The organism is Pseudomonas sp. FSL R10-1339, from assembly GCF_009600545.1.
Taxonomy (GTDB): domain Bacteria; phylum Pseudomonadota; class Gammaproteobacteria; order Pseudomonadales; family Pseudomonadaceae; genus Aquipseudomonas; species Aquipseudomonas bubulae.
Genome location: NZ_WIVQ01000003.1, coordinates 16879 through 34837, shown reverse-complemented (window position 1 = coordinate 34837; position 17959 = coordinate 16879). Strand labels below are relative to the sequence as shown.

The following is a 17959-nucleotide window of genomic DNA, read 5'->3' as shown; positions in this document are numbered from 1 at the left end:
CCTGATGGACCGTTACGTTGTTTTTGGTAACCCGATTGCCCATAGCAAATCCCCGGTGCTGCATCGCCTGTTTGCCGAGCAAACTGGCCAGGCCATGCAGTACGACACCTTGCTGGCACCACTGGATGATTTTGCTGGCTGCGCAACGGAGTTTTTCCTGCAGGGGCGTGGCGCCAATGTGACAGTGCCTTTCAAAGAAGACGCCTACCGCCTGGCGGATCAACTGACAGCTCGGGCCCAGCGAGCAGGAGCGGTCAACACCCTGAGCAAATTGGCCGATGGCGTTTTGCTGGGGGACAACACCGATGGTGCAGGGCTGGTGCGCGACCTGACGGTCAATGCCGGTTTCAGCCTCAAGGGTAAGCGCATCCTGATCCTGGGTGCGGGCGGTGCGGTGCGGGGTGCGCTGGAGCCGCTGCTGGCTGAAGGGCCGGCCTCGGTCACCATCGCCAACCGCACCGTTGAAAAAGCCGAGTTGCTGGCCGAGTTGTTCAGCGACCTGGGCCCGGTGGCTGCAAGCGGTTTTGACTGGCTGCACGAGCCGGTCGACCTGATTATCAATGCCACCTCGGCCAGCCTGAGCGGCGAACTGCCCCCCATTGCCAGCAGCCTGATCGAGCCGGGTAAAACCCTGTGCTACGACATGATGTATAGCAAGGAGCCGACGCCGTTTTGCGTGTGGGCCAGCGGGCATGGCGCGGGTCAGGTGATGGATGGTTTGGGCATGCTGGCCGAACAGGCCGCCGAGGCGTTTTATCTGTGGCGCGGGGTGCGTCCGGATACTGCACCGGCGCTGGCTGAATTGCGCCGGTTGCTGGCGCTTTAAAGCAGCCCCTCTCCCTCCGGGAGAGGGCGGGGTGAGGGCAAGAGGTACTTATGCAGCGAATCAAGGGCTACCACGCCCATGTCTACTTCGACGCTTCGACCATCGATCAGGCGCGCGCCTTGTGCGAAGAGGCCAGGCGACTGTTTGGCGTCACCATGGGCCGCGTCCACGAGCGCCCGGTGGGCCCGCACCCGGACTGGAGCTGCCAACTGGCTTTCGGCCCTGAACTGATCGGAGTCGTCCTGCCGTGGCTGGCGCTCTACCGGCACGGTTTGGTGGTGTTTATGCATCCCGATACCGGCAATGACCTGCTGGACCACACCGACCATGCAATCTGGATGGGCGCGATTCGGCCGCTGGATTTGTCTGTTTTTTAAACGGGGGCGCGCAGTTCAGCGCCCGGTTTAACCCTCTCCTACATAAAATTATTAGTTACGGAAATATCCGACATTAAGTACGGCGGCTTCGCTGTGGTTATATTTTTATACCGGGTCTAACGTTTGAATATGCACGATATATAAGGTTTTTAATATCGCATGTTCGGGGCTGGCGGTGCGAGAAGATTAAGCCATGTTTATTGTTATGCCGTTTTTAGCACTTATTTATCTCTATGTATGGTCGGCACTGGTTAAGTCGTCGCTGGTAGTTATTGCTTCCAGTTTTCACTGGTTCTGGATTGTAGACGGTAAGCAACCTCATGAACTAACCTATGCCCTGGCGTGTGGAAAATTATCGGGAACAGTATTTGAAATTTCCAAAGCTTATATGTTTTTTTGGCCAGAATATGAAGGGAAAAGCTCCTGGGAAAAGGGGTTTATAAATAATAAAAAGGGGTGTGATGCAAATTTAGTTAGTTTGGGGTTCGAGTTGTTATGGCCTAGCATGGAGCCTGCTTACAGTATGGAGATCCGCCCTGGATTTATCAGTGTGTCTCTGTACCCAGGTCCAACTCGTGAGGTCAATGCAGCCTCTATGATCGATTTCATAATTAGGCAGCGTAAAGTTTCCGATGATCAGCGAGACAAATTTGATGAAGCGTTAGGGTTGTTTTATGAATTAAATGCAACCGACTCAGGCTATATAGGCCAAGGCAGAGTCTCGCTCTATTGGACTGATGCCAAGGCTGCGGAGCAGGTCATTATAGAGTGCAATTTCATGCGTGAAGATGAACCCTGTACGTGTGATCAAAAGTGGATTAACGATGGTATCGGCTCGACGGTGAGTATTTGAAGGTGTTGAAAAGTCAAATTGAAGACGAACAGCTGGAAGTAGTTCGAGATATTAATTATCAAGAAGTTTGGAAGTTTCATAGTGATGTATTTATCTCTGCTGGCTACACAGCAGATGCATGGACGCTTAACTCCGTATTTACTATTTTACCGGAGGTAAACGCGAAGAATATTGGCAGCGGGTGCTGGACTCGGCCGGTAATACTCAGGCCGAGTTGGAGCTTGCGGCAGAGACTTATATGTTTATGCATATTGCGTCTATTTCAGCTTCCAGTGAGGGCCGACAAATGGCTGCTCGTTGGATCAGACGCATTGAGTCTATTGAAAACTCTGGCGCCATCGTTAAGTTAGGATCAGCCAAACTGGTTAAGATTTTTGGCGGCTCGATAACACAAGTTAAGGAGTATATTTTTGGCAAGCCAGTGGTTCCCTATTACCCCGCACCTGCCCCCACCTCTCCTCCTCCAAAGATTGTAATGCCATTACCTCCTGTCCAGATGCCAACACAACCACCTGCCCGCCGTCGAAGACGCCGCGGAGGTGGCGGACGGCCACCAACTACAGCCGCCGGGTACGACAATGGCGGACATTACAGTGGCGGTGGGGGGCGACTGAGGATTGATCCTTGAGCCCTGAAAATATGGAATGAGCATGCGTGAGTTGGGGCGGCGGTTTTGCTGATGTTTTGCTTGATGTCATCCGGCATTTGCCTGGATTTGAAATTTTTTTCACGGCCATAAAATCTTTCGCCTTCAACCACCCCCGCCTCCCCTGATAGCCCCACGCTATAACGGCTGAACGATGATCATGGCCATGTGTCATACCTTGCCATGAGCTAACGTATCAGGCGTGCAGCTGCGGGCAGCGATTAGTGCTGAAAGGCCATCCATGTTTAACTTGAATGCTTGTTCAAGTTAAACCGGTGGTCCGCTGCCCGCTCACAACAGGAGGCTAACCCTTGCCGAATCCGCTCTTTTTGATCCCGTTTTACCTCTATAAGGTGCACATCCAATGAGTGTACCGATCACGTCCGAGACGTCCTCGATCCGCATGAACCCGCCGGTGTTCTACTTTGCCGCCGCGTTTATCCTGATCTTCGGTGTGGTGGTCATCGCCATGCCTGCCGCTGCCGGCGAATGGCTGCTGGCCGCACAAAACTGGGCGGCCAACACGGTCGGCTGGTACTACATGTTAGCGATGACCCTGTATCTGATCTTCGTGGTCGTCACCGCCTTGTCCGGCTACGGCAAGATCAAGCTCGGTGCCGACCACGACGAACCCGAGTTCAGTTACCTGTCCTGGGCGGGCATGTTGTTCGCCGCCGGGATCAGCATCACGCTATTTTTCTTCTGTGTGTCCGAACCCCTCACCCATATGCTCAACCCGCCGCAGGGCCCGGCCGGCAATGCCGAGGCTGCGCGCCAGGGCATGCAGCTGCTGTTCCTGCACTGGGGCCTGCACGGTTGGGGTGTGTTCGCGTTCGTCGGCATGGCGCTGGCCTACTTCGCCTACCGGCATAACCTGCCGTTGGCGCTGCGCTCGGCGCTCTACCCGCTGATCGGCAAGCGCATCAACGGCCCCATCGGTTATGCGGTGGATGGTTTCGGCATTATCGCTACGGTATTCGGCCTGGGTGCCGACATGGGCTTTGGGGTGCTGCACCTCAACTCCGGCCTCGACTACCTGTTCGGAATGCCCCATACCCAATGGGTGCAAGTGGGCCTGATCACGTTGATGATGGGCGCCGCGATTCTGGTGGCCATTGCCGGTGTCGACAAGGGCGTGCGGGTGATGTCCGACATCAACATGCTGCTGGCCTGTGCCCTGCTGCTGTTTGTGTTGTTCGCCGGCCCCACCCAGCACTTGCTCAACACTCTGGTGCAGAACATCGGTGACTACCTGGGTGCACTGCCCACCAAGAGTTTCGATGTGTATGCCTACGACAAGCCAAGTGACTGGCTGGGCGGCTGGACCGTGTTCTATTGGGCCTGGTGGATCGCATGGTCGCCCTTTGTAGGTCTGTTTATTGCGCGTATTTCCCGTGGCCGGACCATCCGCGAGTTCGTGTTCGGCGTGCTGCTTATTCCGCTGGGCTTTACCCTGGCGTGGATGTCTATTTTCGGCAACAGCGCCATCGACCAGGTGCTCAACCACGGCATGGTCGCCCTTGGCCAGTCGGCTATCGATGACCCGTCGCGTACGCTGTACCTGCTGCTTGAGACCTATCCGTGGAGCAAGACCGTTATCGCGGTGACGGTGTTTATCAGCTTCGTGTTCTTCGTGACCTCGGCTGACTCCGGTACTGTGGTGCTGTCCACCCTCTCGGCCCGTGGCAATAACGCGGACGAAGACGGCCCGAAATGGCTGCGGGTGTTCTGGGGCGCGATGACTGCGCTGGTCACCAGTGCGCTGCTGTTCTCGGGCAGTATCGATGCGCTCAAGTCAGCGGTAGTACTGACCTCGTTACCGTTCTCGCTGATTTTGCTGCTGATGATGTGGGGCCTGCACAAGGCGTTCTACCTTGAGTCGCAGAAGAAGATTGCGCAGACCCACTCCCTGGCGCCGGTTTCGCACTCGCGTCGTGGTGGCTGGCGCCAGCGCTTGAGCCAGGCCGTGCACTTCCCGTCGCGGGACGAGGTGTACCGTTTTATGGACACCACCGTGCGCCCGGCGATTGAAGAAGTGAGTGCGGTGTTCCGGGAGAAAGGCCTTAACGTTGTCACCCAGCCAGACCCGGCCAACGACAACGTGAGCCTGGAAATCGGTCATGGGGATGAACATCCGTTTATCTACCAGGTGCAGATGCGTGGCTACTTCACGCCGTCCTTCGCCCGGGGTGGCTTTGGCAAAAAGGAGCAACTGCGTAATCGCCGTTACTACCGTGCTGAAGTGCATCTGGCCGAAGGCAGCCAGGACTACGACCTGACGGGCTACACCAAAGAGCAGATCATCAACGATATCCTCGACCAGTACGAACGCCATCTGCAGTTTTTGCATTTGGTGCGCTGATTGGTTTGGTGGTGATTCAGGCTGCTGTGACGGCCTGAATCACCGGGCTGATGCCATCGCGAGCAAGCCCGCTCCCACAGGTTTTGGGTGTTCTCACCATGTGTGGATGCTCGTCAAACCTGTGGGAGCGGGCTTGCTCGCGATGCAGGCGCTGCGATTTCTACAGACCTTTCGCGCACTTATGTGGGATCGGGCTTTCACCCGCGTTACCCCATTGTGATGCCCAGGCGGGCTGCCTATAGTCCGCTCCATCGCTGAACATCAGCGATCAGGCGTGCAAGCCTGACTCTCAGATTTCCAACTTTTCATTTCGCTTGGTAGGCTCTGCGCCTGCAATCGGCGTTATGGCGGTTGTGCGCGGGAGATCTTCGGGTCTGCCGGGTTATCTGGGACCGGTCTTGCACACCCGCGCACAATTGCTAGCCTCTTTCTGCGTGCAAGCTGATTGAGGTGGCTCCTTTTCTTAGGAGTTAAAGCATGTCCCAGTACGTTCCCCAAACCGACAATCCCGTCGGTTCCCATGTTTTATTGATCGATCCCCGCGCCTCTGTATCTGCCCTGCTGGCCAGTGCCGAGCAGCGCATTCAGGCGGCCAAGAATTTGTTGCGCTGTTTATCGCTGATGAGCGGCCACAGCCATGACCCCCAGGATTTGAGGGCGATTTTCAGGCACAAAAAACCCCGAAGGGCTTACGCCGTTCGGGGCTGTGAATCACCCATGATTTACAACTTGGCGATGGACACTTCAGTGGACTTTACGAACGCGATCACTTCGCTACCGACCACCAGCTCCAGCTCCTTGACCGAGCGGGTGGTGATCACCGAAGTCACGATGCCCGACGCCGTTTGTACGTCGATTTCCGACAGCACGTCGCCCAGTACGATTTCCTTGATGTGGCCTTTGAACTGGTTGCGAACGTTGATGGCTTTAATGGTCATGGTGTCGATTCCTGTCTTGGGATAGAAAGTGGGTTTATTGCGCCCAGCGCAGTTGCGTAGGCAGCGGTGCAACGGGTTCCGGCTCAGGTGGCGAGCCAGGCAGTGCAAGAACACGGTTCAGTACTTCGGTTTCCAGTGCCGCCAGACGATGCGAGCCGCGTAGCCGTGGGCGTTGCAGGTCGACCGTGAGGTCCAGCCCTACCTGGCCTTCTTCAATCAAAATGACACGGTCGGCAATCGCGACGGCTTCGCTCACGTCATGGGTCACCAGCAATACGGTAAAACCATGCTGGCGCCACAGGCGTTCAATCAGTTGCTGCATTTCGATGCGGGTCAGGGCATCCAGCGCGCCCAGCGGCTCGTCAAGCAGCAGCAGGCGCGGTTGGTGGATCAGGGCGCGGGCCAGGGCCACGCGCTGCTTCTGACCGCCCGAGAGTGCTGCCGGCCATTCATTGGCGCGCTCGGCCAGGCCGACTTCTTCCAGTGCCTTGAGTGCCTTTGGCCGCCAGTCGCCCTTAAGGCCCAGGCCCACGTTGTCGATGACTTTTTTCCAGGGCAGTAAACGCGCTTCCTGAAACATCAGGCGCGTGTCTTCACGGGCCTCTTGCAGGGGCGCACTACCGGCCAGCAACTGGCCTGCAGTGGGCTGATCCAGGCCGGCCAGCAAACGCATCAGGGTGCTTTTGCCGCACCCGCTGCGGCCTACGATGGCGACAAACTGCCCTGCCGGGATATGCAGGTTGATATCACGTAGCACCAGGCGCTCACCGAATGCCTTCTGCAAGCCGTTGATGGCCAGCGGTATGCCCTGGCGCAAACGTGGAGGTTGTTGAGCTGTCATGCTGCACCGCCTTTAACCACTTGATACGCCGGGTGCCAGCGCAACCAGATGCGCTCCAGCCCCCGGGCTGCGGTGTCGGCCAGTTTGCCGAGCACTGCGTACAAAACAATCGCCAGCACCACCACGTCGGTTTGCAGGAACTCCCGGGCGTTCATCGCCAGGTAGCCAATACCGGAGCTGGCGGAGATGGTTTCGGCCACGATCAACGTCAGCCACATAAAGCCCAGGGCAAAGCGCACACCCACCAGGATCGACGGCAGCGCGCCCGGCAAGATCACCTGCCAGAACAGGCTGAAACCGGACAGGCCATAGTTGCGCGCCATTTCCACCAGCGCCGGGTCAACGTTGCGGATGCCGTGGTAAGTGTTGAGGTAGATCGGGAATAAAGTCCCCAGCGCCACCAGAAAAATCTTCGCAGACTCGTCGATGCCGAACCACAGGATGACCAGCGGAATCAGCGCCAGATGCGGCACGTTGCGGATCATTTGCACCGAGCTGTCGAGCAGGCGTTCACCCCATTTCGACAGGCCGGTGATAAAGCCCAGCGCCAGACCGATGCTGCCACCGATCACAAAGCCGAGCCCGGCGCGCCAGCCGCTGATGGCCAGGTGTTTCCAGATTTCGCCACTGCGCACCAGCTCGACGCCGGCCGTGATCACGGCACTGGGGGCGGGCAGGATGCGTGTCGACAGCCAGCCCGCTGACACGGACAGCTGCCACACTGCCAGCAGCAAGACCGGCAAGGCCCAGGGCGCCAGGGTGTGACCGATATTTTTGAGGCCCGAGGCCTTGCCTGAACTCATGGCGACCTCAGCTCTGCGACGCGGCTTTAGGGAGGATGTCATTGGCGACCATTTCGCCAAACGGGCTCACGTAGCCTGCACTTTTTGGCAGTTCCGGGCGTTCGATATCCAGGTGCGGGAACAACAACTCGGCCACACGGTAGGACTCTTCCAGGTGCGGGTAACCGGAGAAAATAAAGGTGTCGATGCCCAGGTCGGCGTATTCCTGAACCCGTGCGGCCACGGTCGGACCATCCCCGACCAGCGCCGTACCAGCGCCGCCCCGTACCAGGCCCACGCCTGCCCACAGGTTAGGGCTGACTTCGAGGTTGTCGCGGCTGCCGCCGTGCAGGGCGGCCATACGCTGCTGGCCCACCGAGTCAAAGCGCGACAGCGAGGCCTGGGCACGGGCGATGGTGTCGTCGTCCAGATGCGAGATCAGTTTGTCGGCGGCCTTCCAAGCCTCCTCGTTGGTTTCACGCACAATTACGTGCAAACGAATGCCGAAACGTACGGTGCGGCCCAATTTGGCGGCCTTGGCGCGCACCTGTTCGATTTTTTCTGCAACGGCAGCCGGTGGCTCGCCCCAGGTCAGAACCATTTCCACTTGTTCGGCGGCCAGATCCTGTGCGGCTTCCGAAGACCCGCCGAAATACAGCGGTGGCCGCGGTTGCTGAATCGGCGGGTAAAGCAGCTTGGCGCCTTTGACGGTGATGTGTTCACCATCGTAGTCCACGGTTTCGCCTTCAAGCACACGGCGCCAGATGCGGGTGAACTCTACCGAGGCCTGATAACGCTCTTCGTGGCTGAGGAACAAACCATCACCGGCCAGCTCTTCCGGGTCGCCGCCGGTGACCAGGTTGAACAGGGCGCGGCCACCGGACAAACGGTCCAGGGTCGCGGCCTGACGCGCTGCAACGGTGGGCGACACAATGCCCGGGCGCAGGGCTACGAGAAATTTCAGGCGCTGGGTTACCGGAATCAGCGATGCCGCCACCAGCCATGAGTCTTCGCACGAACGACCTGTAGGAATCAGTACCCCGCCAAAGCCCAGGCGGTCAGCAGCCTGCGCGACTTGTTGCAGGTAACCGTAGTCAACGGCGCGGGCGCCTTCGGAGGTGCCAAGGTAATGGCCATCACCGTGGGTAGGCAGGAACCAGAAAATATTGAGGCTCATGGAGTGGTCTCCTAATTAGGGGCAGCAAGCGTTAGTTGGCTTTGGCCAGATTGGCCGGGGGCGTCCAGATCACGTCTTTCACAACCAGCGGCTTGGGGATCAGCTTGAGCTGGTAAAAACTGTCGGCGATTTTTTGCTGCGCATTGACCACTTCCGGGGTCAGAAACTGTGCGCCGTAGCCCTGGCGTTTGACCGCCGTGAGGGTGATCTCAGGAGACAGGCCCAGCAGTGGTGCGACTTGTTTTGTCACGTCCTCGGGGTGGGCCTTGGCCCATTCGCCAATAGTGCGTACTTCATCGACCAGGGTTTCGATCACCTTGGGGTGCTGTTCGGCATAAGGCTTGGTAGCCAGATAGAACTGATGGTTGTCAGCGATGCCACTGGCGTCACGCAGGGTGCGCGCTTGCAGCTGTTGTTCGGCGGCTGCCTGGTACGGGTCCCAGATTACCCAGGCATCGACACTGCCGCGTTCAAAGGCAGCACGGGCATCGGCGGGGGGCAGGAACACGGTCTGGATATCGGTGTATTTAAGGCCGGCGTCTTCAAGGGCGCGCACCAGCAGGTAGTGCACGTTGGAGCCTTTGTTGAGGACGACTTTTTTGCCTTTGAGATCTTTGACCGAGGTGATGGTCGAATCCTTCGGCACCAGAATCGCTTCGCTGGTGGGGGCTGGTGGCTCGTAGGCGACGTAGAGCAAGTCGGCGCCGGCGGCCTGGGCGAACACGGGCGGGGTTTCGCCGGTCACGCCGAAGTCGATGGAGCCCACGTTCAGGCCTTCAAGCAATTGCGGGCCACCGGGGAATTCGGTCCATTGCACGTCAACGCCCTGCTCGGCCAGGCGCTTGTCCAGCGTGCCTTTGGCCTTGAGCAGCATCAGCGTGCCGTATTTCTGATAGCCGATGCGCAGGGTATCGGCTTGGGCCTGGGTAACAGCACCGAAGGACACAGCCGCAGCTAAGAGTGCGACCAGACCACGACGCAAAATGACAGGGCGCATGGCGCTCTCCTTTTTTGTTGTTCGGGATTCGGGTAGCACCTGCTGGGCCGTTAGCGGATCAGTAAGGTGGTGGAGCTTTTATCGGTGGGAAAAATGCTGTTTCAGATACTCCAGCGAGCCGTCACCAGACGCTCGTTGAGGATGCTCGGGTCCAGAGGCTTGGGGCGTCGCGCCAGGGCGCTGTAGAACTGTTCGAGTGACTCTTGCAGGCGCTGTTCCAGAATCGGCACCAGTTGCGCTTGTGCGCCGCCTTCGCCGTAAGCAATCTGGCTGTCTTCGGCAAAAATGCCCTGAAGCATTTCCTGGGCCTTGAGTGCCGACAGTACTGGCTTGAGGGCGTAGTCCACGGCCAGCATGTGGGCGATGCTGCCACCGGTGGCGATAGGCAGTACCACTTTGTGGCTCAGGGCGCGTTCGGGCAGCAGGTCGAGCACGGTTTTCAGCGCGCCGCTGAACGAGGCTTTGTACACCGGGGTGGCAATCACCAGGCCATCGGCGTTTTCGATCTGTTGCAGCAGGTCGATGATTTTCGGGCTGTCGAAGCGTGCGTGCAGCAAGTCCTCGGCCGGAAAGTCGCGTACCTGATAGCTCACCACTTCAACGCCTTGCTGGTTGAGCCAGCGTTTGGCGTGGTCCAGCAACACTCCTGAGCGGGAACGTTGGCTTGGGCTTCCTCCGAGTGTCACGACCAGCATCTAGACGTTTCCTTGAATGAATATGTGCAATTCGCTGTCAGCGTTTTCGCTTGAGTGAACAGACCATAACAGGTGATTTATATATCTATAAATCATATTTATTCATTTGTTTATTCTTAAAATGCATATGCCTTTTTGTTAAATCGAAAGCAAAAAAAAGGCCGTCGAAACGGCCAAAAACCCTGTTGAAGACACGGTTGCATGTTTGTGGGAGCGGGCTTGCTCGCGATGGGATCGGCGCGGTGTATCAGAAAAAACCGCGGCGCCATCATCGCGAGCAAGCCCGCTCCCACAGGGTATGAGGTTGGTTTTACTTGTTCGGCTGCGGCGTCAGGCGCAGGTAGGGCTTCACGGCGCGGTAGCCCTTGGGGAAGCGACGCTTGATTTCGTCTTCGTCCTTGAGCGACGGCACGATCACGACCTCGTCACCGTCCTGCCAGTTCGCCGGGGTGGCCACTTTGTGGCTGTCGGTCAGTTGCAACGAGTCGATCACCCGCAAAATTTCGTTGAAGTTGCGACCGGTGCTAGCCGGGTAGGTAATGGTCAGGCGGATTTTTTTGTTCGGATCAATCACGAACAACGAGCGCACGGTCAGGGTGTCGCTGGCATTGGGGTGAATCAGGTCGTAGAGGTCAGACACCTTGCGATCGGCATCGGCCAGGATCGGGAAGTTGACCACGGTATTCTGGGTTTCGTTGATGTCTTCGATCCACTTGTGGTGTGAGTCCACCGGGTCTACCGACAGTGCGATGGCTTTGACGCCGCGCTTGGCAAACTCGTCCTTGAGCTTGGCGGTAAAACCCAGTTCGGTGGTGCACACCGGGGTGAAGTCCGCCGGGTGCGAAAACAACACGCCCCAGCTGTCGCCCAGCCATTCATGGAAACGGATCTTGCCGGCGCTGGAATCCTGTTCGAAATCGGGGGCGATGTCGCCGAGTCTGAGGCTCATGGTGCAGCTCCTTTTTATTGGCAATGGCGGGGCGTGTTGGAGCCACTCTGCATGCATCAGGAGATAATTAAAAAGAATAAATATCGATTTGATTAGAACAAAAAGAGATATTAAAAACTGTTTCATTGGACGCGGCCCAGGCGTGGGGCCACTGTGGGTTCTGGTTTAGGCAAGGGGAGCGGCAGGGAGCTGCGACTATTAATGTGTTGCGAATTGACCGTTGAGGTCTTCGGTAAACACCCTGCCCGGCATTGCGCCGGGCAGGATTTTTCTTACTTTGTACTAAATCACGCTTACAGCAACGGGATCGAGTAGCTCACGATCAGACGGTTTTCGTCCTGGTCGCGCTGGCCAGCAATATCGTTGCGCCACATGGCGTTTTTCCACATGAAGCCCAGATTTTTCAGCGTGCCTTCCTGGATCACGTAAGCCACGGTGATATCGCGTTCCCACTCGGAAGAGCCATTGCTGGTTTGCACATTTTTGCTGTTGTAGGTGTCGATATTGTCGCCACGCAGGTAAACCGCGCCCGCCGTCAGGCCAGGTACGCCGACTTTGGCGAAGTCATACGAGTAACGCGCCTGCCAGGTACGCTCGCCAGCACGGGCGAACTTCGAGATCTGCATATCGGTAGGGATGTACGCCGATGCACCGTCGCCCTGGTTCAGGAACGGGAAGTCGCTGCTGCCGTTACTCACCTGATAACCGCCACCAAAGGTGTGACCTTCAACGGTGTACAGGAACAGGCCGCTGATCAGGTTGTTGTCGACCTTGCCCTTGCCGCTACCTGCAGAGCTGTTGGCGTAATCACCGGTGGTGTAATACGCAGAGTCGTGGCCGTTCTTGCCGTCGTCGGTGCTGTTGAAGTAGCGCAGGTCAGATTTCAACACGCCCGGACCGATGGACCAGTTGTGAACCAGACCCAGGAAGTTTTGTTTGTAGAAATCTTCCAGGTTGCCGTAGTAGTACTGCAGCAACAGGTCTTTGTTGACCTTGTAGTCCACACCGCCGTAGTAGAACTTGTTAACGAACTTGCCCGTAATGGAATTGTTCGCGCCGGCAATCGACAGGCCTTCGTTGTTGCTCGAGTTACGGCCCTTGGCGTGCTCGATCTGGCCGCCGGTGAAGGTCAGGTCCTTGAACTCGCTGGAAGTGATCTGGCCACCCTGGAAGGTTTGCGGCAGCATGCGACCGTCGTTGCTAACGATAACCGGCAGTTTAGGCTGCAGGGTACCGATGCGCAGTTCGGTCTGGGACACTTTGGCTTTTGCGGTCAGGCCCAGGCTGGAGAAATCGTCTACAGCGTGGTTGCCATCGCTTGGGAACACCGAACCGCCATAGTTTGCGCCGGTAGGGTTGCCGTGTTTGCCAGCGCTGGAGTCGAGCTTGACGCCCAACAGGCCAATGGCATCAATACCGAAACCGACTGTGCCCTGGGTGAAGCCCGAAGTGAAGTCCAGCTGGAAGCCCTGGCCCCATTCTTCAGTCTTGCTTTGCGCACCGGCAGCTTTGGTGCCCGAGTCACGGTTATCGTTATTGATATAGAAGTTACGCAGCTTCAGCGTGGCCTTGCTGTCTTCGATAAAGCCGGCAGCGCTGGCTTGTTGTGCCAACAATCCTACGGCCACAGCGATGGCCAAGGTGGACTTGTGCATTGTGTTGCTCCTTTGCGTTTCTAATTTTTGTAGTTCCTCAGCCCCGGATCTGATGCCTGGGTGCTGCAGATGCGCGATTAGCGCCAGACGGTGACCGGCAAGTCAATCGCAACCCATCATGGCTACGACCTTTGTCTAATCATTCGTCGTTTGTGCGCAGGTTAATGACTATTTAATAAACCTAAAAAGAATTGTTTCTGATCTTTTCAGATCAAATAGGCATATAGCAGGGTTTCTCCTACACGCGCGCGTGGGAATGCTATCGGTCTTTTGTCTAATTTCTAAACATAATTTCATGAATCTTTTAATAGCCTTTGGTTATTAAACACTCGACCTAATCACCCGCTGGCTAAAACGCCCTGGCAGTTAGGGCGCGGGTGCGCGCCTGTATGTTGCGTAACTACATAAGCTAATGCTTAAAAGTTATTTATTTACTGATTCTTAGATCATTTAACCTCGCATCCAGCCGATATCCGGCCACCTGCCGAGGAGCTACCTGATGAAACTGCACTCTCCCCTACGCCTTTTGGCTGCTTTGTCTCTGGCGGGTGCCAGCTTCTTCGCGCAGGCTGCCAGCTCGGATGTCACCGTGGCTTACCAAACCACCGTTGACCCGGCCAAAGTCGCCCAGGCCGACGGTGCTTACGAAAAAGCCACCGACGCCAAGATCAACTGGCGCAAATTCGATAACGGCGCAGACATCATTGCGGCCATTGCCTCGGGTGATGTGCAGATTGCCTACCTGGGTTCGAGCCCGCTCACCGCCGCCGTGACCCGTAACGTACCGGTCGAAACCTTTTTGATCGCCACTCAGTTGGGCGGTTCTGAAGCCCTGGTCGCCCGCAACGGCTCCGGTATCAACGGCCCGCAGGACCTGGTCGGCAAAAAAGTAGCCGTGCCGTTTGTGTCCACCGGTCACTACAGCCTGCTGGCTGCATTGAAGCACTGGAACATCGACCCTTCGAAAGTACAGATTCTGAATCTCGCACCGCCTGCCATTGTCGCGGCCTGGAAGCGTGGCGATATTGACGCCACCTATGTATGGGACCCGGCTTTGGGCACTGCCAAAGAGAACGGCAAAGTGCTGATCACTTCCGGTGAGCTGGGCAAGCTCGGTGCGCCGACTTTTGATGCCTGGATCGTGCGCAAGGACTACGCCGCCAAGCACCCGGAAGTCGTTAAGCAGTTCGCCAAAGTGACTCTGGATGCCTACGCCGACTACCACAAGGACCCAAAAGCCTGGCTGGCCAATCAGGGCAATATCGACAAGGTTGTGAAGCTCTCGGGCGCCAAGGCCGCCGATATCCCGCTGCTGCTGCAAGGCAACGTCTACCCGTTGGCGGCTGATCAGGTGGTATTGCTGGGCGCACCGACTACCAAAGCCCTGGCCGACACTGCTGCCTTCCTGAAAGAGCAGAAAAAAGTCGACGCTGTACTGCCGGACTACGCGCCGTCGGTCAACGCCACTTTTGTTACTCAATAATCAACGCCGCTGAGGAGTCGACCGTCATGGCCTTGTTAACACTGGAGCGCATCAGCGCACAGTACCCGGGCGCCGCTGAGCCGGTGCTGTCGGATATTTCCGTCAGCCTCGGGCCACAGCAACTGCTGGTCGCACTTGGCCCGTCGGGCAGCGGCAAGACCTCCTTGTTGAACCTGATCGCTGGCTTCGTCGAGCCCAGCGCTGGTCGAATTACCCTCGACAACGTACCCGTCCACGGCCCGAGTGCCGAGCGCGGTGTGGTGTTTCAGGACGATGTGTTGCTGCCCTGGCAAGACGTACTGGCCAACGTGGCTTTCGGCCTTGAGCTGGCCGGTGTGCCACGGGACAAGCGCGAAGCCCGTGCCCGTGAAATGCTTTCGCTGGTGGATTTGTCCGGCTTTGAAAAGCGCCGCGTATGGGAGCTGTCTGGCGGTCAAAAACAGCGGGTGGGCCTGGCCCGCGCGCTGGCTGCCGACCCTCGCGTATTGCTGATGGATGAGCCCTTCGGTGCCCTCGATGCGTTCACCCGTGAGCAGATGCAGGAACTGTTGCTGCAAGTGTGCCGACGTACCGACAAGCCGGTATTTCTGATTACCCACGACATTGAAGAAGCGGTGTTTCTGGCCACTGACCTGATTTTGCTGGCGCCCAACCCCGGCCGCATTGTTGAGCGTCTGAGCCTGGATTTTGGCCAGCGCTACAACGCCGGCGAATCGGCACGTTCGATCAAGTCCGACCCTCGCTTTATTGAAACCCGTGAGCACGTGCTTGATCGCGTGTTTTCACAACGCGGTGCCGCCCAGCGGCAGGAGCGCGCATGAGCAGTTATGAAGCAGTCGCCGCCAACCCGGTTGCCGCGCCCCACACCCCACGCCCGGTCAAGCGCAGCCTGAGCACACGCTGGATCAGCGTGCTGACCCTCGTCACCCTGATCGCCGTATGGTGGGCCGTTACCGCTGCCGGTCTGATTGAACCCCTGTTTCTGCCGCCGCCCTCTGCCGTGTTGCAAAAAGGCTGGCTGCTGGCGACCACCGGCTATATGGATTCCACCCTGTGGCAGCACCTGGGCGCGAGCTTGAGCCGTATCGGCCTGGGTCTGGGCTTTGCGATTCTGACGGCAGTGCCGGTGGGCATCGCCATTGGCCACAACCGCATTGCGCGGGGAATTTTCGATCCGCTGATCGAGTTCTATCGCCCAATCCCGCCATTGGCCTATTTGCCACTGATCGTGATCTGGTGCGGTATTGGCGAGCTGTCGAAAGTGCTGCTGATTTACCTGGCGATTTTCGCCCCGATCGCGATTGCCACCGCCACCGGCGTGCGTACCGTTGACCCGGCCAAGGTCCGTGCTGCGCAGTCGTTGGGTGCGACGCGCTGGCAGTTGATTCGCCATGTGATTTTGCCGAGCGCCTTGCCGGATATCTTGACCGGTGTGCGTATCGGTCTGGGCGTGGGCTGGTCGACGCTGGTGGCCGCCGAACTGATCGCCGCCACCAGTGGCCTGGGTTTTATGGTGCAGTCCGCCGCGCAGTTCCTGGTGACCGATGTGGTGGTACTGGGGATTCTGGTGATAGCCATCATCGCCTTTGCCATGGAAATGGGCCTGCGCGCCCTGCAACGCAAGCTGGTGCCGTGGCACGGCCAGGCTCACTAACAACAGAACTCGACGCTGATTAATCGGCGCGCTGATTAAGAGAGAGATCATGAGCCTGACCATTACCCCGATTAGCTCTGCCCTGGGCGCCCAGATTGAGGGTGTCGACCTGACTCAACCGCTGAGCCTTGAGCACCGTGATGCCATCGAGCAAGCATTGCTTGAGCATCATGTGGTGTTTTTCAAGAACCAGTCGATTACACCGCAGCAGCAGGCCCGTTTTGCCGCCAATTTTGGCGACCTGCATATTCACCCGATCTACCCCAACGTGCCTGGCCAGCCGGAAGTGCTGGTGCTGGACACCGCCGTGACTGACGTGCGTGACAACGCGGTATGGCACACCGACGTGACCTTTTTGCCAACCCCGGCCATGGGCGCGGTATTGAGTGCCAAGCAACTGCCGGCTTTTGGTGGTGACACTTTGTGGGCAGCCGGTATTGCCGCTTTTGAAGGGTTGTCGAAACCGTTGCAGGTGCTGCTCGATGGGCTGACCGCAACGCACGATTTCACCAAGTCATTCCCGCTGGAGCGCTTTGGTTCGACCCCGGAAGATTTGGCACGCTGGGAACAGACCCGAAAAAATAACCCGCCGCTGTCGCACCCGGTTATCCGCACCCACCCGGTAAGCGGGCGCAAGTCGTTGTTCGTCAACGAAGGTTTCACCACGCGCATCAATGAACTGTCTGAAGCAGAGAGCGAAGCGATCCTGAAGTTGCTGTTTGCCCATGCCACCCGCCCGGAATACACCATTCGCTGGCGCTGGCAGGAGAACGATGTGGCGTTTTGGGATAACCGCGTAACCCAGCATTACGCCGTGGACGATTACCGTCCGAACCGCCGTGTGATGCACCGTGCAACGATTTTGGGTGATGCTCCGTTCTGATGAGCGCGGGATGACGTGTAGCCGCTGACGAGCGCAGCGGCATGAACACTGCAACTGTGGGAGCGAGCCTGCTCGCTCCCACAATAGGGCTTGACCTGCAACAGAGTATCTACAGGTTTACCGTCGGGCTCTTGCGTTTCGGCAAAAACGGCGGCAAATACAACCCCAGATAAGCATCCACCACGCGCATGCCTTCTTCGGCCATACGCGGGGTGATGCTGTCGTGCAGCTGGATGGAGCGTGCATACACGCGGTCGCCCAGCTCCATCGCCAGGGCAAACACGTCCACGTCCTGTGGCAGTGCTGGCAATTCAAAGTGGCGCATAAACAGCGCGTGCATCAATTGCCCCAGCTCAAGGTCGTGCTGGCGGTCGGCTTGTGTGACTTCGGTAAGGCCATGCTGGGCGAGAATTAACTGCCGGGCGGCTGCATCTTCGTTGTAGATCGTCAGCATCCGGTGTTCAACAATGTGCGAAAGATCACGCCAGTCTTTCAACGCATCATGCTCGATCGGCGCCTGCAGACAGGCGCGGAAGGCTGCGTGAATATCACCGGTCAGCGCCTCAAGGAGCGCGGGTACGCCCGCGAAAAAGTGATAGACCGACGATGGCGGGATTTGTGCGTGCTCTGCCACGTTGTAAATCGACAGGCTGGATACGCCCTGCGCCGTCAGCAGCGTGCGGGCAGCGTCAAGTATCGTGTCGATGCGGCCCTGGCTGCGAGCGCGTGGCTTTCGGGGTGTGGCGCGGCTGGACATCAGCGTCTCCTCAAGGGCAGCCGGCATTGTAGACCTGTGAGCATGAAAAAACGCCGCGGGCTGTAAGGCCGGCGGCGTTTTTCG

At 57.8% G+C, this 17959-nt stretch carries 17 protein-coding genes; 8 read left to right on the top strand and 9 right to left on the bottom strand.

The genetic code is table 11. The annotated features are described in order from the left end of the window. Window positions 1–4 precede the first annotated feature (4 nt). The 4 genes from aroE to betT all read left to right on the top strand — a co-directional run bounded on the left by aroE (window position 5) and on the right by betT (window position 5064). Window positions 5–826, top strand: a complete 822-nt coding sequence (gene aroE / locus GHO03_RS02145) for a shikimate dehydrogenase (protein WP_138738419.1) — start codon at window positions 5–7, stop codon at window positions 824–826. 50 nt (window positions 827–876) lie between these two features. After that, window positions 877–1203, top strand: a complete 327-nt coding sequence (locus GHO03_RS02140; RefSeq protein ID WP_094999598.1) for a DOPA 4,5-dioxygenase family protein — start codon at window positions 877–879, stop codon at window positions 1201–1203. Window positions 1204–1396: 193 nt separating this feature from the next. After that, a complete protein-coding gene (locus GHO03_RS02135) occupies window positions 1397–2056 on the top strand; it encodes a hypothetical protein (RefSeq protein WP_153399022.1) in 660 nt (219 codons plus the stop codon). 1010 nt (window positions 2057–3066) lie between these two features. Further along, on the top strand, window positions 3067–5064 hold the full coding sequence (gene betT / locus GHO03_RS02130; RefSeq protein ID WP_094999601.1) for a choline transporter BetT: 1998 nt from the start codon (window positions 3067–3069) through the stop codon (window positions 5062–5064). A 722-nt stretch (window positions 5065–5786) separates the two neighbouring features. Here betT and GHO03_RS02125 read toward each other — a convergent pair. The 8 genes from GHO03_RS02125 to GHO03_RS02090 form a co-directional block, all read right to left on the bottom strand. Next, window positions 5787–6002, bottom strand: coding sequence for a molybdopterin-binding protein (locus GHO03_RS02125; RefSeq protein WP_003444581.1), 216 nt, complete (start codon window positions 6000–6002; stop codon window positions 5787–5789). 34 nt (window positions 6003–6036) lie between these two features. After that, on the bottom strand, window positions 6037–6843 hold the full coding sequence (ssuB, locus tag GHO03_RS02120) for an aliphatic sulfonates ABC transporter ATP-binding protein (protein ID WP_095017916.1): 807 nt from the start codon (window positions 6841–6843) through the stop codon (window positions 6037–6039). Next, window positions 6840–7646, bottom strand: a complete 807-nt coding sequence (gene ssuC, locus GHO03_RS02115; protein WP_016782831.1) for an aliphatic sulfonate ABC transporter permease SsuC — start codon at window positions 7644–7646, stop codon at window positions 6840–6842. Before ssuC ends, ssuB begins: the two co-directional genes overlap by 4 nt. A 7-nt stretch (window positions 7647–7653) precedes the next feature. Continuing rightward, window positions 7654–8802, bottom strand: a complete 1149-nt coding sequence (gene ssuD, locus GHO03_RS02110; protein ID WP_016782830.1) for an FMNH2-dependent alkanesulfonate monooxygenase — start codon at window positions 8800–8802, stop codon at window positions 7654–7656. Between the two features lie 31 nt (window positions 8803–8833). Further along, on the bottom strand, window positions 8834–9799 hold the full coding sequence (locus tag GHO03_RS02105) for a sulfonate ABC transporter substrate-binding protein (RefSeq protein WP_095017915.1): 966 nt from the start codon (window positions 9797–9799) through the stop codon (window positions 8834–8836). 101 nt (window positions 9800–9900) lie between these two features. Then, on the bottom strand, window positions 9901–10494 hold the full coding sequence (ssuE, locus tag GHO03_RS02100; protein WP_094999605.1) for an NADPH-dependent FMN reductase: 594 nt from the start codon (window positions 10492–10494) through the stop codon (window positions 9901–9903). Window positions 10495–10804: 310 nt separating this feature from the next. Beyond that, the gene (locus tag GHO03_RS02095; RefSeq protein WP_083369699.1) at window positions 10805–11443 is read right to left on the bottom strand and encodes a peroxiredoxin; all 639 of its coding nucleotides are present in this window, start codon (window positions 11441–11443) and stop codon (window positions 10805–10807) included. Between the two features lie 293 nt (window positions 11444–11736). Next, window positions 11737–13098 (bottom strand): OprD family porin, encoded by a 1362-nt coding sequence (locus tag GHO03_RS02090; RefSeq protein ID WP_094999606.1) that lies wholly within the window; start codon window positions 13096–13098, stop codon window positions 11737–11739. Between the two features lie 499 nt (window positions 13099–13597). Between GHO03_RS02090 and tauA the strand changes: the two genes are divergently transcribed. From tauA to tauD, 4 genes are read left to right on the top strand one after another with little or no spacing between them, the layout of a single operon-like run. Continuing rightward, window positions 13598–14581 carry a taurine ABC transporter substrate-binding protein gene (gene tauA, locus GHO03_RS02085; RefSeq protein ID WP_094999607.1) on the top strand — a complete coding sequence of 328 codons (984 nt, stop codon included), beginning with the start codon at window positions 13598–13600 and terminating at the stop codon, window positions 14579–14581. Window positions 14582–14607: 26 nt separating this feature from the next. Further along, a complete protein-coding gene (gene tauB, locus GHO03_RS02080; RefSeq protein ID WP_094999608.1) occupies window positions 14608–15402 on the top strand; it encodes a taurine ABC transporter ATP-binding subunit in 795 nt (264 codons plus the stop codon). Beyond that, complete coding sequence (tauC, locus tag GHO03_RS02075) at window positions 15399–16235, top strand: taurine ABC transporter permease TauC (RefSeq protein WP_094999609.1); 837 nt, start codon at window positions 15399–15401, stop codon at window positions 16233–16235. Before tauB ends, tauC begins: the two co-directional genes overlap by 4 nt. A 49-nt stretch (window positions 16236–16284) precedes the next feature. Further along, window positions 16285–17118: a taurine dioxygenase gene (gene tauD, locus GHO03_RS02070; protein WP_095017913.1), complete on the top strand. Its 834-nt coding sequence runs from the start codon at window positions 16285–16287 to the stop codon at window positions 17116–17118. 109 nt (window positions 17119–17227) lie between these two features. Here tauD and GHO03_RS02065 read toward each other — a convergent pair whose 3' ends face one another. Further along, the gene (locus GHO03_RS02065; protein WP_094999611.1) at window positions 17228–17875 is read right to left on the bottom strand and encodes a TetR/AcrR family transcriptional regulator; all 648 of its coding nucleotides are present in this window, start codon (window positions 17873–17875) and stop codon (window positions 17228–17230) included. Between the last annotated feature and the right edge of the window lie 84 nt (window positions 17876–17959).